The organism is Enterococcus pernyi (assembly GCF_045371165.1).
Lineage (GTDB): Bacteria > Bacillota > Bacilli > Lactobacillales > Enterococcaceae > Enterococcus_B > Enterococcus_B pernyi.
The window spans coordinates 189588-203301 of sequence record NZ_JBIQDM010000003.1; the positions used below are offsets into that span (position 1 = coordinate 189588).

Annotated in this window: 12 protein-coding genes and 1 riboswitch; of the genes, 6 read left to right on the forward strand and 6 right to left on the reverse strand. The window is 37.1% G+C overall.

Features of this window, described 5'->3' with window-relative positions:
• Positions 1-52: 52 nt before the first annotated feature.
• A complete protein-coding gene (locus ACH0AK_RS05475) occupies positions 53-493 on the forward strand; it encodes a MarR family winged helix-turn-helix transcriptional regulator (RefSeq protein ID WP_226076493.1) in 441 nt (146 codons plus the stop codon).
• Between the two features lie 116 nt (positions 494-609).
• Positions 610-1584 carry a choloylglycine hydrolase gene (gene bsh / locus ACH0AK_RS05480; RefSeq protein WP_224434737.1) on the forward strand — a complete coding sequence of 325 codons (975 nt, stop codon included), beginning with the start codon at positions 610-612 and terminating at the stop codon, positions 1582-1584.
• A gap of 71 nt (positions 1585-1655) precedes the next feature.
• On the opposite strand, the gene ACH0AK_RS05485 is transcribed toward bsh, so the two are convergent.
• On the reverse strand, positions 1656-3044 hold the full coding sequence (locus ACH0AK_RS05485; protein WP_499796775.1) for an LPXTG cell wall anchor domain-containing protein: 1389 nt from the start codon (positions 3042-3044) through the stop codon (positions 1656-1658).
• A 128-nt stretch (positions 3045-3172) separates the two neighbouring features.
• On the opposite strand from ACH0AK_RS05485, the gene ACH0AK_RS05490 reads away from it, so the two are divergent.
• The 4 genes from ACH0AK_RS05490 to ACH0AK_RS05505 all read left to right on the forward strand — a co-directional run bounded on the left by ACH0AK_RS05490 (position 3173) and on the right by ACH0AK_RS05505 (position 7120).
• Entirely contained in the window at positions 3173-4705 is a 1533-nt protein-coding gene (locus tag ACH0AK_RS05490) for a helix-turn-helix domain-containing protein (RefSeq protein WP_224434739.1), read from the forward strand.
• Between the two features lie 141 nt (positions 4706-4846).
• Positions 4847-5197, forward strand: a complete 351-nt coding sequence (locus ACH0AK_RS05495) for a DUF2200 domain-containing protein (RefSeq protein WP_010735401.1) — start codon at positions 4847-4849, stop codon at positions 5195-5197.
• A gap of 69 nt (positions 5198-5266) precedes the next feature.
• Positions 5267-5794, forward strand: coding sequence for a DUF308 domain-containing protein (locus ACH0AK_RS05500; RefSeq protein WP_023519710.1), 528 nt, complete (start codon positions 5267-5269; stop codon positions 5792-5794).
• Between the two features lie 174 nt (positions 5795-5968).
• Positions 5969-7120, forward strand: a complete 1152-nt coding sequence (locus ACH0AK_RS05505; protein ID WP_010735399.1) for a cation:proton antiporter — start codon at positions 5969-5971, stop codon at positions 7118-7120.
• A gap of 68 nt (positions 7121-7188) precedes the next feature.
• On the opposite strand, the gene ACH0AK_RS05510 is transcribed toward ACH0AK_RS05505, so the two are convergent.
• The 5 genes from ACH0AK_RS05510 to ACH0AK_RS05530 all read right to left on the reverse strand — a co-directional run bounded on the left by ACH0AK_RS05510 (position 7189) and on the right by ACH0AK_RS05530 (position 13411).
• Positions 7189-7347 (reverse strand): hypothetical protein, encoded by a 159-nt coding sequence (locus ACH0AK_RS05510; protein ID WP_023519711.1) that lies wholly within the window; start codon positions 7345-7347, stop codon positions 7189-7191.
• A gap of 228 nt (positions 7348-7575) precedes the next feature.
• Positions 7576-9609: a penicillin-binding protein PBP4(5) gene (gene pbp4 / locus ACH0AK_RS05515; protein ID WP_023519712.1), complete on the reverse strand. Its 2034-nt coding sequence runs from the start codon at positions 9607-9609 to the stop codon at positions 7576-7578.
• A 175-nt stretch (positions 9610-9784) separates the two neighbouring features.
• Positions 9785-10666 (reverse strand): LCP family protein, encoded by an 882-nt coding sequence (locus ACH0AK_RS05520; RefSeq protein ID WP_077151305.1) that lies wholly within the window; start codon positions 10664-10666, stop codon positions 9785-9787.
• A 319-nt stretch (positions 10667-10985) separates the two neighbouring features.
• Positions 10986-11152, reverse strand: a riboswitch (M-box (ykoK) riboswitch).
• A gap of 163 nt (positions 11153-11315) precedes the next feature.
• Complete coding sequence (locus ACH0AK_RS05525; RefSeq protein ID WP_010735396.1) at positions 11316-11930, reverse strand: flavin reductase family protein; 615 nt, start codon at positions 11928-11930, stop codon at positions 11316-11318.
• A gap of 149 nt (positions 11931-12079) precedes the next feature.
• Positions 12080-13411, reverse strand: a complete 1332-nt coding sequence (locus ACH0AK_RS05530) for a lytic polysaccharide monooxygenase (protein WP_499796787.1) — start codon at positions 13409-13411, stop codon at positions 12080-12082.
• Positions 13412-13714: the final 303 nt, after the last annotated feature.

The following is a 13714-nucleotide window of genomic DNA, read 5'->3' on the forward strand; positions in this document are numbered from 1 at the left end:
TTTTTAGAAAAAACAAGTATGCTATAAAGTAGCACATTAGGAGGTGGTCTATTTGGAGGAGTTATTACTAAAAAATCAATTATGCTTTCCTTTATATGCCACCTCTAAAGAAATTACTCGTTACTATACGCCCTTGTTGAGGCCACTGGATCTTACTTATACGCAGTATCTTGTTTTACTTGTTTTATGGGAGAGAAAACAAATCACCATGAAGGAATTAGGAAAGATCTTGTGTTTGGATTCAGGAACTTTGACTCCTGTAATAAAGAAATTAACTAGTAAGCAGTATATCACTCGTAAAAGAGATGATTCAGATGAACGAGTATCTATCCTATCTCTAACTGAACAAGGACTTTTGTTGCAAGAACAAGCAAAAGACATTCCAGAAAAGATCCTTGATTTTTTACCTTTAGATGAAGAAGAATTATCTACGCTACTTTACTTGACTAAAAAAATGCTTAAAAATTTTAATAAAGAACAACACGCTCGGTAATCACATTACCGAGTTTTTTTCGCTTGATTGACCAGTTTATAAGAAAAGAGAATCATTTTATTAGTAATTTTTCCTTTATCCTCTTAATATAGAATTAAACAAAGGAGGTTATTATAATGTGTACATCTATTACTTACACAACAAACGATCATTATTTTGGACGGAATTTGGATTTAGAGATTTCTTATAATGAACAGGTGACGATCACTCCAAGAAATTTTCCTTTTGATTATCGGAAAGCACCAAAACAAGAGTCTCACTATGCGATCATCGGTATGGCAGCAGTTGTAGATAACTACCCCCTCTATTATGATGCAACAAATGAAAAAGGTTTGAGTATGGCTGGTTTAAATTTCCCTGGAAATGCCCATTTTTTTGACGAAGATGCCGAAAAGACCAATATCACACCATTTGAATTTATTCCTTGGATATTGAGTCAATGTAAAAACGTGGAAGAAGCTCGTACGTTATTAGCGGATATCAATTTAGTCAACATCAATTTCAGTGAAGAACTACCGTTATCTCCTCTTCATTGGATATTAGCAGATCAAAAAACATCGATTGTTATTGAATCAGTTGCCGAAGGATTAAAAATTTATGATAATCCAATCGGTGTACTAACAAATAATCCAACCTTTGACTATCAATTATTTAATTTGAACAACTATCGGTCAGTCTCACCGACTACCCTTAAAAACCATTTCTCCGATGAACTTGATTTATCGGTCTATTCTCGCGGTATGGGCGGATTAGGTTTACCTGGAGATTTATCATCTGCTTCTCGTTTTGTCAAAGTTGCATTTACAAAATTAAATTCTGTCAAAGCAACGACTGAACAGGAAAGCGTTAGTCAATTCTTCCATATCCTAAAATCGGTCGAACAACAAAAAGGACTATGTGACGTTGGGAATGGTAAATTTGAGTATACGATCTATTCTTCTTGTTGCAATGTGGATAAAGGAATCTATTACTACACGACTTACACAAATAGCCAAATTAATGCAGTCGATATGACGAAAGAAGATTTAGATAGTACAGAATTACTTACCTATCCATTGATTGAAGAAGAACAAGTTCACTATGTTAACTGATTATTAATCATTTTCTACGCAAAAATGCCTTGAAACATTCCGTTTCAAGGCGTTTTTACCTATTACAATCATTAGTTGATTTTTCTAAAAGTAACCATACTCATTCCTGTGATCAGCAGACCAAACATCCATGTAAAGAAGCGATTGTGCTCTCCTGTTTTAGGTAATTGCTTCGTTGCTTCCTCTGTGGCTGTTGCAGAGTTCTTATCATTAGCTGCTTGATTTGAAGAGTGAACTATTTTTGTCATTGGCAGAATTTCTTTCGCAATTTCAGACGATTGTTTATTTACCAGTACATCTGTCGTATCAATATGTGGAATTGATTGTTTTCGAATTTGAGACAATGGTTTTACTTGCTCAGGTATTGTGATCGTTGGAATGCTGCCTTCAGGGTGGATTTGTGGTTTAATCACTTCTTCACCACCATGTCCACCATTTCCATTTTCCTCGTTATCCCCTTCATAGTTTCCATTGTTCCCCTCTGGTTTATCCGGTTTTGCATCTGGATTCTCATCTGGATTATCCGGTGTCTCGTCTGGATTTTCATCGGGATTATCCGGTGTCTCATCTGGGTTCTCGTCCGGATTATCTGGTGTCACATCGGGATTCTCATCTGGATTATCCGGTGTCTCGTCTGGATTTTCATCTGGATTATCCGGTGTCTCATCTGGGTTCTCGTCCGGATTATCCGGTGTCACATCGGGATTTTCATCCGGATTATCCGGTGTCTCGTCTGGATTTTCATCTGGATTATCTGGTGTCACATCGGGATTTTCATCCGGATTATCCGGTGTCTCATCTGGGTTCTCGTCCGGATTATCTGGTGTCACATCGGGATTTTCATCCGGATTATCTGGTGTCACATCGGGATTTTTATCCGGATTATCCGGTGTCTCGTCTGGATTTTCATCTGGATTATCCGGTTTAGGATTAGGATCTGGATTAGGATCTGGCTCAGTCAAGCCCCCTGTTCCTCCAGCTTTTTGTTCAACTGTTTGACGTTGACTATATTGTGTCAAATGATGACTGTCCTCAGGTTGACCATCTGCTACTTTTACGGTAAATAAAGCAGGTCTATTGATTGGTTGTGTCAGTGTAATATTAAACGTAAAAGTTGCTAGTTTGTTGTGGAATACAAGTGAAGCTGGATCGTGTTCGATCTTCAACGCTGGATCAACGTTTTCAAATTGGACAACAGACTGTAAAATCGGTTGAATATCCCCTGAATAAGTCACCAGTGCCTTCACCGTGATCGTCTCTCCTAGTTTAAGTCTCATAATACCAGAGTTTGCTGAAACATGTTCTTCTAAAAATTTGATTTGATTCACATTTGCCCAGACGGAATGAGAAGCTAGTTGAGCGACATCATTGCTAGGTTGTTCATCTGTCTGTGCAGCTTCGACTGGTACAGAAACACTACTCAGTAAAACTGAAGCAAAGAGAAGACTTAAATATTTCATGAGAATTCCTCCTATTTAATATCATTATCATGTTAAACATAAGATAATATAGATTGAGACGGAAGATTTACTGTTTTTTTGTTGAAAATAAAGAAATTTTCAGTAAAATTTCAACCGGAGGAATTTCAATGCAAACACAAGAAGCAATCAAAAAGTTTTTATTAAAGAAGAAAAATGTAACAAAGCTTGAGATTTTTCTTTTTTTAACAGAGCATCAGTTCTTTATCACCACGCACTATCTAGCCGACCATTTTAAGATGTCTGATTCAAATTTTCTTTTATATCTTCATGAAATCGAACAGGACTTCCATGCTTTGGGCATAAATAATCTGGAAGTAGTGAAAAACAAAAAGTTTGTCAAAATTTCTTTGAACGATGCTGACCTTGCGAAGTGTTATTACGAATTATTTGGTAAATATTGTTTTGAATCAACTAATTTTCAAATCATCGCTGCCTTACTTCGACAAAAAGTCAACTCAATGGTCACGATCAGCCAAATGACAAATTACAGCCCTTCATATCTCTATTCTAAAATGAAAGCAATCAACCAATTTTTAGCTCTATATGGAATCTCCTTCAAGTTTTCAAGTAAAGGAAAAAAAATAATCACTGGTAGTGAAATTCAAATCCAATATTGTTTTCTAGATGTTTATTGGACGATTTTTGCTAATACGTCCCTCCCCTATCACAAGGAAGAGCCAAAAAAAATCGATTACACTCTTCATGTCTTCTTCAAGAAAGAGTTATTGGATGAGATGAATGGTGGCGTCTTGGATAAGTTGTATCTTCTTTTAAAACTTTGCCAGGATAATTTTCCCATGACTTCTTTAGAAAATGTTCAAAAAGAATTAAGTCAGTTTAAGTATATTGATCTTCTAATTGAACCTGATGTGGATATTTTAAATCCTGATTTACCGATTTGTCGGGAACAACGAATCATACTCAATTTATTAGCACGCCTAACGATTTCTCAATTGGATAGTGAAGAACAAAGTTTGACGCACTATCAAAGACTGTTAGCGATCGATTTTCCTTATTTGATTTATTCCAAGAACTTAGTCGAAACATTCAGTCAGCATTTCGCTTTAGAGCTACCTGAAAAACAAAAAAAGTTATATGCACTGTCCTTTACGATCAATAAACTTCACAATACCTTTTTGGATAGCGAACAGCCGAATACACCTTTACCAACTTTTTTGCTTTATAAGGATCAGAAAAACTATGAACACTTAAGGACCGTGGTCGCTGAATTTTATGAGAACTTCCGGCAAGAAAATTGGCATTACTTACCAGATTTTCTAGAAAAAGAAAATATTTCATGGGTAGTCGAAGAATTACTACATTTCTACGACCGATTCAAAAAGCAACCGCCGATCATTATCGGTGTGAATCACACGAAAGACTTTTATATCAGCAAAGATTTAATTGTTAAAATTGAACAAATCTTTTCAAAAGAAGCGATCGTCATCCAACGTTACTATATGGAGCGTTGCGATATCGTCATTAGTGATTGTCCACTAAACCAGCTACCCGAGCGTATCAAAAAGATTTATTTGTTAAACGGCATCGTCCGTCCAGATGATTGGAAAAAGATGATTGCTCAGTTAGCTACCTATATTTTTGAGATTAAACAAGAACGTGACTACGCTGATTTTGATTGATCATCACAGAAACAATTAGCTCAGTATCCTGTAGCGTTCTTACTATCTATCCCCCTGTTCACTGAACTTTCATGAGACTTGACACTATAGCTATTCTTTTCGAACAGTTCATTATATAATAATGGAAAAAGGAGCTTCTTTATGACTGAACATCGAATTTTTACTATGCCCTTTTCTTCTGTCTATCCTCTTTATCTAAAAAAAGCAGAACGAAAAAATCGTACAAAAGAGGAAGTTGACCAAATCGTTTATTGGTTGACCGGCTATAAACAAGCTGAATTAGAGGAACAGATCAAACTGGAAAAGGACTTCAAAACTTTCTTTGCTGAGGCACCGAGATTGAATCCTGACCGTAAATTGATCACTGGCGTCATTTGTGGTGTTAGAGTAGAAAATATTGAAGAGCCATTGATGCAAGAAATTCGTTATTTGGATAAGTTGATCGATGAGTTAGCTAAAGGAAAGAAAATAGAAAAAATTCTAAGAAAATAATGGAATCACTAGTTTTTAGTTGGTTTAAACAACAATAACCGTTAAAATAAAAAAAAGGAGGTTATAATAATGTATGAACTTATTCGAAGTAATTTTCAAAGATATGCTATTTTACGAGCAGCTATTTATATCATTGCTGGTATCGCCATAGTCATCAATCCAACTGCGGTATTTAATTTTGTCGGCTATCTTATCACTGCTTATTTTGTTTTATTAGGTCTGATCAATTTATTTGAAGCCTATAAAAACAAGCAAAAAACGGGTGCTTGGGGATTTGGACTTTTCAGCGCAATTGCTTTTCTGATTTTCGGACTGATCGTGTTCTTATTTGCATCAGCAATCGTTTCGATCTTACCAATTCTTTTAGGCTTGATGATTTTAGCAAATGGCGCATTTCAATTGTTCATCAGTTTGAATACGAAATCAAAAGGATGGTCATTATACAGCGTAATTTTACTGATTGGCGGATTGATTTTATTATTTAATCCATTCCAAAGCTTGATGGTACTTTTCCAAATCTTTGGTGGTATCTTGATCTTTATGGGGATTTCTGAAATCATCAACTACTTTAAAGTAAGAAATATGTATGTCAATTGATTAGTTATTTAAATTCGAGGTTGGGCTTAATGCCTAGCCTTTTTTGTCCTGCGCTTTCATATATCCATACAATGGACGATACTACATAAATAACGTTATTTATGTTATCCTGTTTAGTAGGTCATTTGACACGAATAAAATAAATTCTTTTTTGAGAAAGGAAGGATGAAAAGAATGGAATTTATAGGTATTCTCTGTTTGATCTTGTTAGCGACAACCATTGGCTCTCACCTTTCACGGAGGTTTGGTGTACCTGCGGTGATCGGTCAACTACTCGTTGGCGTCTTGCTTGGTGGTGCGGGTCTGGGATGGGTGCATCCAAATATTCTCGTCCACGATTTTTCAGAAATAGGTGTCATTTTATTGATGTTTTTAGCTGGACTGGAAAGCGATCTTTCTCTTTTGAAAAAATACTTTCGACCAGGAATGTTCGTTGCTTTATTAGGGATCATACTCCCCGTATTATTTGGTTGGTTGACGGGTGAAATTTTCCAAGTCACAAGGAATGAAGCTATCTTCTTTGGAATCATCCTCGCAGCAACTTCTGTTAGTATCTCTGTTGAGGTATTGAAAGAACTTCATGTAGTCAACACAAAAGAAGGTTCGACTATCTTAGGTGCTTCAGTAGTTGATGACATTCTTGTCGTGTTGGTGTTAAGTTTCAGCTTATCATTTTTGACAGGAGAATCTGGTAGCAGCCTCCCTTTACCGCTACTTTTATTGGAGCAAGTGATCTACTTTATTTTTATATTTTTATTAGTCAAATGGATTGCCCCATTTTTGATGTCACTAGCTGGAAAAATCTATGCCAACTCTGCGATTATCATTGTTTCCTTGGTTTTATGTCTAGGTATGTCCTACATCGCTGATTTGATCGGACTAAGTTCAGTTATTGGTGCATTTTTTGCAGGAATCGCGGTGAGTCAAACATCGGTCAAAGAAGAAGTGTATCATAATGTCGAGGCATTAGGTTATGCCGTATTTATTCCAGTCTTTTTTGTCAGTGTTGGACTAGAAGTCGATTTCTCTAACTTTGGAGAACAATTGATTTTTATCTTGATCCTAACAACTGTTGCAGTCTTGACTAAACTTGGTGGTGGTTATCTAGGGGCGAAAGTAGCCGGTTTCTCAACGAATAGTGCCTTTATGGTAGGAGCTGGCATGATCTCACGTGGTGAAATGGCACTGATCATCTTGCAAATTGGACAACAAAGCCAATTGATTGAAGCAAAATATTATTCTCCACTTGTGATCGTAATCTTATTAAGTACTTTGATCTCTCCATTGATTCTTAAATACTTTACTAGAAAAGTGTATCATGGGTGATTCGTTCTCAGATAAATAGAGCCTTTCTACTAGATTTCTCGAATCTAATAGAAAGGCTCTATTTTTGATCAAATAATATGCTCTTTGCTATCGTTCCATAACTCTTCTGGCGAGTAATAATCATTTTCATTCAGAACAAGAGTGCCATCTGGTTGAATTTCAATGGTCGATCCTACCCAGGTTGTTTGTGAAGCCAATAAACTATTCTTTCTCTTGCCATTTTTCATCGAAAAAGCTTCTGCATGTTCTTTGGCTAAATGTGATTTTAAATATCTTGTTTCCCCATTATCAAATTAGATCTTCAACATGCTTGCTGCCATCTCCGCTTTTACTGCTCTTGGGACATCAGTCATCTTATCTCCTCCTCTTGTTATTTACACTCGTTTCTATAGACTAGTGGATCACTAGAAAAGGAAAATAGCCAATGGTTTTGTATCCGATTTCACACTCTATGTTTATTGGTAAGTTTGGTTCAAATACTGCAATAAAGCAGGCGCTCGATTAGTAGCAGAATCGCCTTCTTCTCTGTTTTCTAACATGCTGATCACCAAGTAGCCATTTGTTTCAGGATTGATCGCATAAAGGAAACTGTTTTCTTGTCCTTTTTCATCCTGCTTTTCTTTGATTTCAGCTGTGCCAGTTTTTGCTGCAAGCGGAATGCCAAGAGCAGCTAAAGAATGTGCAGTTCCGTTAGGATCTTGCACAACGTCGACTAAATCTGGCAAAATCGTTTGGACACTTGATTCACTGATCACATTTTTCTTATCTTTAGTTTCCTGATCCATAACTAATCGTGGATAAACTAAACTGCCATTATTTGCAAAAACACTATACATCGCAGCTTGTTGGATCGGATTGATCAATAATTGTCCTTGCCCATAGCCTGTATCTGCCAACAAAATCTCCGAATTGAATGAGTCTTCATTTGAGATCTGCGCAGGATTCATTTGGATCGGTAAATCAAGATCTTCACCAAAAATAAATTGATTCAGTCCTTTTCTAAAGGCTTCTTCCCCCATTTTCAATGTTTCTTGTGCCATATAGATATTATCAGAATAAACTAAAGCATTTTTCAAGTTGACTTGTGGTACATCACTGACACGTGTCACTTGGTAAGAACCCCAAGAGCTATCTTTTTGCCACTTCAATCCATTGATCGTTAAGACTTCATCTGGATTCAATGTTCCATTATCTAAGCCGATGGCTGCGGTGATCATTTTGAATGTTGAACCCGGCGCATAACCTGTCGCAAAACGACTGATAAATGGACGATTTGGGTCTTCTTCATATACTTTGTAATCATCTTGGGAAATACCGTTCGTCATTTTATTTGGGTCATAACTAGGTGAACTGACAAGGGCCAACAAATCTCCAGTTTTAGGGGCTGTCGCCACAGTAGAACCTGGTTTTCCATCTAAGCTATCGAATGCCGTTTTTTGCGCATTAGCATCGATCGTCAACTGGATATCCTGTCCATTTTTTACTTCATGTTGGAGTAAGACCGCTTTTTCATTTCCTTCTTCATCTGTGACACTTAATTTCCCGCCGTTCGTACCTCTTAATTCTTTGTCGTAAGCCATTTCTAAGCCTGAACGCCCGATTTTTCCTGTGCTACTCAACTCAGGATTTTTCTCAATGTCTTCTGCGGTGATATCTCCTACATAGCCAATCAATTGGGCAGCGGCTTCCCCTAGTGGATAATAACGACCGTCAACTTCTTGGATCGTTGCTCCATTGGGAAGTTCTGGTGTTTCCCCATCAATGATTTTTAAAGGAACAAAGTAATCCGGTTGGACCCAATCTTGAGAAATCGCTTGTTCTATACTGGCTTCCGTCAAATCGAATGCTTCAGCGATTGCTTTGATATTCGCTGATTTTTCCTCACCCTCACCTAATTTCGCAGGTACGACACCTAATTGTTTTAATTTCCCAGTTGTCGCTAACGGCTGTTTATTACGGTCCAAGATTTCGCCACGCGACGCTATATCTGTACTCAAGCTGACTTTATCTTGTCCTTCCATTTGCGGAAAAATCAAATTAGGTTGCCAATTGATTTTGGTTTGGTCTCCCTCTTTGGACAAGGTTCCTTCATATGCTAAGTCTTTCAATTCACCTAGCGTCGTATTCATTTTAGCTTTATACGTAAACTCATACGTATCATTCTCTTTTTTTGTCACGGATAAGTCTGAGAGTTTGATCCCTCTGATCTCTGCTGCACCGTAAATGTTTTGATATTTTTCCAAAATATCTTGTTCAGTAAGATCACTATCTTTCTCTACTTGAAGTGATTTTACCGCTTCTTCATAATTTTCCTGATTCAGGGAGTCAATAAATCCTTCAATCGTTTGTTCTCCAGCTTTTACTGCTTGTTGTTCCTGAACGTGTTGATAATAAAAGAAGCCACCACCAGCTGCTGCAAGCAAGACGACGATTCCCGCTCCGATATAGATGCCGGTCGATTTTTTCTTTTGTCTGCCACTCCTCTTCATGTTTTGAATACCTCTCTTTATTAAAAGTACGAATCAAAGATATTCTAACACATAGAAGAGGAAATAGAACAGCAGCCCAAATGATTCTTAACCAGTACTGTTCTTATGTTAACTTTTTTTTAATCAAAATAAACCAGTTCGTTTTAGGAACTGGTTTATCAATATGGTTATATGGTTATTTGTCCAAAAACTCGTGTATCGCTTGCTGATTTTTAGTCAAGTCGATTTCCAAGACACTACCAGCTGGTGTATTATCATTGAAGTCCCAACTTTTATCAACGGGCACGGACAATGTATCGATTTTCTTCTCGTCATCTAGGAAATCTAACCCACAATCTAACAGTACACTTTCCGGTAGATTGGTTTGGATACTACCTAAAAGTTTGCCGATCGCCTTGGGTAATTTGATGATCGATGTGACATCTTTCAATTGACTGGCTACCGCCTCAACGACTTGTTGTTGTCTACGGATCCGTCCAAAATCACCTTCTTCGTCTTCACGAAAACGAGCATATTGCAGCAAGGTATTTCCGTCCATTGTTTGCTTTCCTTTTTTGATAGCTACCCCATCTAAATCCAAATCTTTTTCTGCATCGATCGTGACGCCATCTGGAAACAATTCATCGATACAATCAATAAAATCTTGAAACGTAATACTTGCATAGTAAGGGGTCTCTAATTTGAAATTATCTTGTAAGGTTTGGTTTAATAAGTCGATACCTCCATATGAATAGGCGGCATTGATCTTATTCATTCCATAACCAGGAATAGAGACGTAAGAATCTCTCATGATAGAAATCAATTTGGCTTGTTTGGTCTTTTGATCATATTGGGCGACCATCAAAGAATCCGAACGACCATTTTCTTCTTTTGATCGTGCATCAGAACCAATCAATGCTACATTGATGATCGATGGGACATCTTGTGCATTGACTTTCTCAACTGTTGCAGATTGTTTCACTGAGGAGAACCCTTGGATAAATTCAAAAGAAAAAAAGCCAATGACCATTGCAAGTACTAACAAGATACTTAATATGATTTTCTGAAATGGTTTCATTCAGTTGCCTCTTCCTTTCAAACTCTTCTACTTGAAACGAGGACCTTTGTCTATTATGATGAATCAAGTAAAGAGTTTATTCTCTTACATGTCTTTGGGTCGATTGAGCTGCAACTCGTCGACCTTTTTTGTTTGTCTCTCTGTTTTATTTCGTTCGGTATTCTTTGGAGTGAGACGAATACCTTTATTGATAAAATCAAATAGCTTGTTCCAGCGCATCCCCTTTCTTGTCCAGACACAAGTTAGGCAAAGCGAGTAAAAAAGGAAAAGAAAGCATAAGAAAAGGTCAGAAACCTTTTCGAACAAGATTTCTGACCTAGCATCATCTCATCGTCCGAGTTTTAGCACTATACAACGTAAAGAACGTATTCTTAGCTATTGGAAAAAGCCTTAATCCGACAATTCCTGTTTGACCCATTGGCGTCTTTCGACGTTTCTGGGCAATAGCCTATGTTTGTATAGGAGCCTCACCTAACAAGGTTAGTACTTATTTGATTTTCACAAAATTTATCATATTCCTCTTCCCATTGATAATCAATAAAAAAAAGAATAAAATAACTAAATTAAACTTTATTTAATAAATGTAGAGCTAACGTTTGATTCTTAAATCATTTTTACACTAGAAAAAACTGCGTTATCAGCCGGATATTTATTCCGGACGTAACAAGCGAATGATCTCACCTAATTTACCGTAGTCGTTTCCTGCTAAGCGGCTGATTGGTTGTAACTGTTTCGGATCGATATAGCCTGTTTGTTCATCATAAACAGCTTCACTTATTTGATAAGTAGAAATTTGCAGTAAAAATAAATCAGCGGTTGTTTCTTGGCCTTTTTTGATCGGCACATGTTGGTATAGTGTCGTTTCAAAGGCAATACTTGCTTCATTGATTCTTGGGACGCTGATCGTATCGGATTCGGAAGTAGTGAAAGAGGTCAACGACAATTCACTTTCTTCGCTTGATAAGCTAGCAGCTGTCTGATTCGCATCTACAAGTATTCTTTCGTCAAGAACATGGATCACCGCTTCTTTTGTATCGATAAGATGCTTTGCTGTATCTTTCCACTCCCCATTTTTTCTTTGGATAGCTAAAGAAAGTATCGGCGGATTGGAACTGACGATATTGAAGTAACTAAATGGTGCTACATTGGTCACTCCTTTTGAAGACCTTGTCGCAACCACTGCCACTGGGCGAGGGATAACTGAGCCAATCAACAGTTTATAATTTTCTCTTTCTGTTAACTCTGAAGGTACTCGTTTGAACATTTGCTTTCCTACTTTCTGGTTGAATGATCATTCCTGATGATAGTCATGGTATCGGACAATCTCCTTCATTGTCAACTAAACGTTCTTATTGCAACCTTTATTCACAAAAAAACACCCAGCGCAGTTTCATGCGCTGAGTGTCAAATTGATTATTTCAATCGGAATAATGTTGGTGCTTGGTCAGGTGCCCAAGTAACATCACCAAAGTTGAAATGTGGAACAATAGTTATGTAGACTCTTCCATTGTGTCTTACTTCTTCATTCATAGAATAACGTTCTGGTGAAGCCATTGAACCTACTTTCCATTCACGGATTCCTTCGATTGTTTCATCTTGTTTCGTTGTCACTGATAAAGTGTTACTTGCATCTGAAACTTCGTCTGTTGTACTGATTGCACGTACCACGTATGAGTATGCTGTGCCAGAAGCCAAGTTTTCATCTGTGTAGCTAGCAGATGGCGTTGAAGCCACTAACTGACCATTGCGATAGATATCATATTGTTTGATACCTTGTGTATGGGTTGAAGCTCCCCACATCAATGACACGCTTGAAGTCGTTTCGCCCATTGAATGTAAGTTTTTAGGAGCAGTTGGTTTTTCTTCAGCAGTTGTCGCTCTAGTTGTCACTGAAATCGCTGTTTTGTCAGATGTCAATCCAGTTTGGCTAACTGCTTTGATCTCATAGTTGTATGTTGTTTCTTCATTTAGTCCTGCATCTTTAAATTCTGGATCATTTGTATTACCAACTAATTCACCGTCACGGTAAACGTTGTATGATACAGTATTGGCTTGGCCATTCCATGCTAATTCTACAGAAGAAGCAGTCACATTTGCAGCACGTACATTTTGTGGTGCTTGTGGTTTCACAGGAATAGCTGAATCACCTTTCACATCAACATCAATCACGTTGTAGAATGCATTAGCTGTATCCGCTACATCCCAAACAGCTAAAATCACATGGTAACCTAAACGATCACTTGGTACGTTGATTGCGTGTGATGTCGTTGTTGCTGGTGTGCCATTATGGTTGATCGTACCAATCAATTCAAAATCAGAACGTTCTAATTTATCGTTTGGATTCCAATCTGCTTTTGTCATGTAATAATGCCATTTTGTTGTTGCATGTCCAACAGTATAGCGCCATGTAAATAAGTTTGCTCCTTGATCGATCGATTGTTTTGTCCAAAGTGATGAAGTTTGTTGATCAAGATTGAAATCACCAAGTGAACCACCTGCTGATGCAATTTGTCCATCAGCTGGTCCAGCTTGTGGGTATCCTTTTAAGGCTTCTAAAGATTGAGGTTCGTTGATAACCGCTCCATATTTTTGGAAAGCAACATTCCAGTTTGTGTCTCTGTCTAAATGTCCTTGGTACCCACGACTGATAGGAGACTGTACATATCCGTGTGCAGATGCTTCATTCCCACCAATTGCTAGACTTGCTCCAAATAAAATACTTGAGCATAAAATGGTTCCTAAAATTTATTTTTTCATGTTTCCCTCCGTAATTAACGATTAATATAGATAACTTCAACTTTTTTCAAAAATTTCATATTATGTATTTTTTTGTTATCTTAAACTAAGAATAACAGACAAATATGTTTAAATCTAACCAGTTATTACCGCAAGCAAGGTAATAATAAATTACAAAAAAAATGTTGAATCACCGTACAAAACGTTCTTTAAACAAGATTTTATGGATGTATTTTAGTATTGGAATAATTGAAAAAAATATTGATCGTCTATATTCTTGATTTTTTATTATAAATCAGCAAATTTTTAACT

Excerpts from the sequence above, each read along its gene's own strand:
- bsh (WP_224434737.1), top strand. The coding sequence starts at position 610 with ATGTGTACATCTATTACTTACACAACAAACGATCATTATTTTGGACGG.
- ACH0AK_RS05485 (WP_499796775.1), bottom strand. The coding sequence starts at position 3,044 with ATGAAATATTTAAGTCTTCTCTTTGCTTCAGTTTTACTGAGTAGTGTT.
- ACH0AK_RS05490 (WP_224434739.1), top strand. The coding sequence starts at position 3,173 with ATGCAAACACAAGAAGCAATCAAAAAGTTTTTATTAAAGAAGAAAAAT.
- ACH0AK_RS05495 (WP_010735401.1), top strand. The coding sequence starts at position 4,847 with ATGACTGAACATCGAATTTTTACTATGCCCTTTTCTTCTGTCTATCCT.
- ACH0AK_RS05500 (WP_023519710.1), top strand. The coding sequence starts at position 5,267 with ATGTATGAACTTATTCGAAGTAATTTTCAAAGATATGCTATTTTACGA.
- ACH0AK_RS05505 (WP_010735399.1), top strand. The coding sequence starts at position 5,969 with ATGGAATTTATAGGTATTCTCTGTTTGATCTTGTTAGCGACAACCATT.
- ACH0AK_RS05510 (WP_023519711.1), bottom strand. The coding sequence starts at position 7,347 with ATGAAAAATGGCAAGAGAAAGAATAGTTTATTGGCTTCACAAACAACC.
- pbp4 (WP_023519712.1), bottom strand. The coding sequence starts at position 9,609 with ATGAAGAGGAGTGGCAGACAAAAGAAAAAATCGACCGGCATCTATATC.
- ACH0AK_RS05520 (WP_077151305.1), bottom strand. The coding sequence starts at position 10,666 with ATGAAACCATTTCAGAAAATCATATTAAGTATCTTGTTAGTACTTGCA.
- ACH0AK_RS05525 (WP_010735396.1), bottom strand. The coding sequence starts at position 11,930 with ATGTTCAAACGAGTACCTTCAGAGTTAACAGAAAGAGAAAATTATAAA.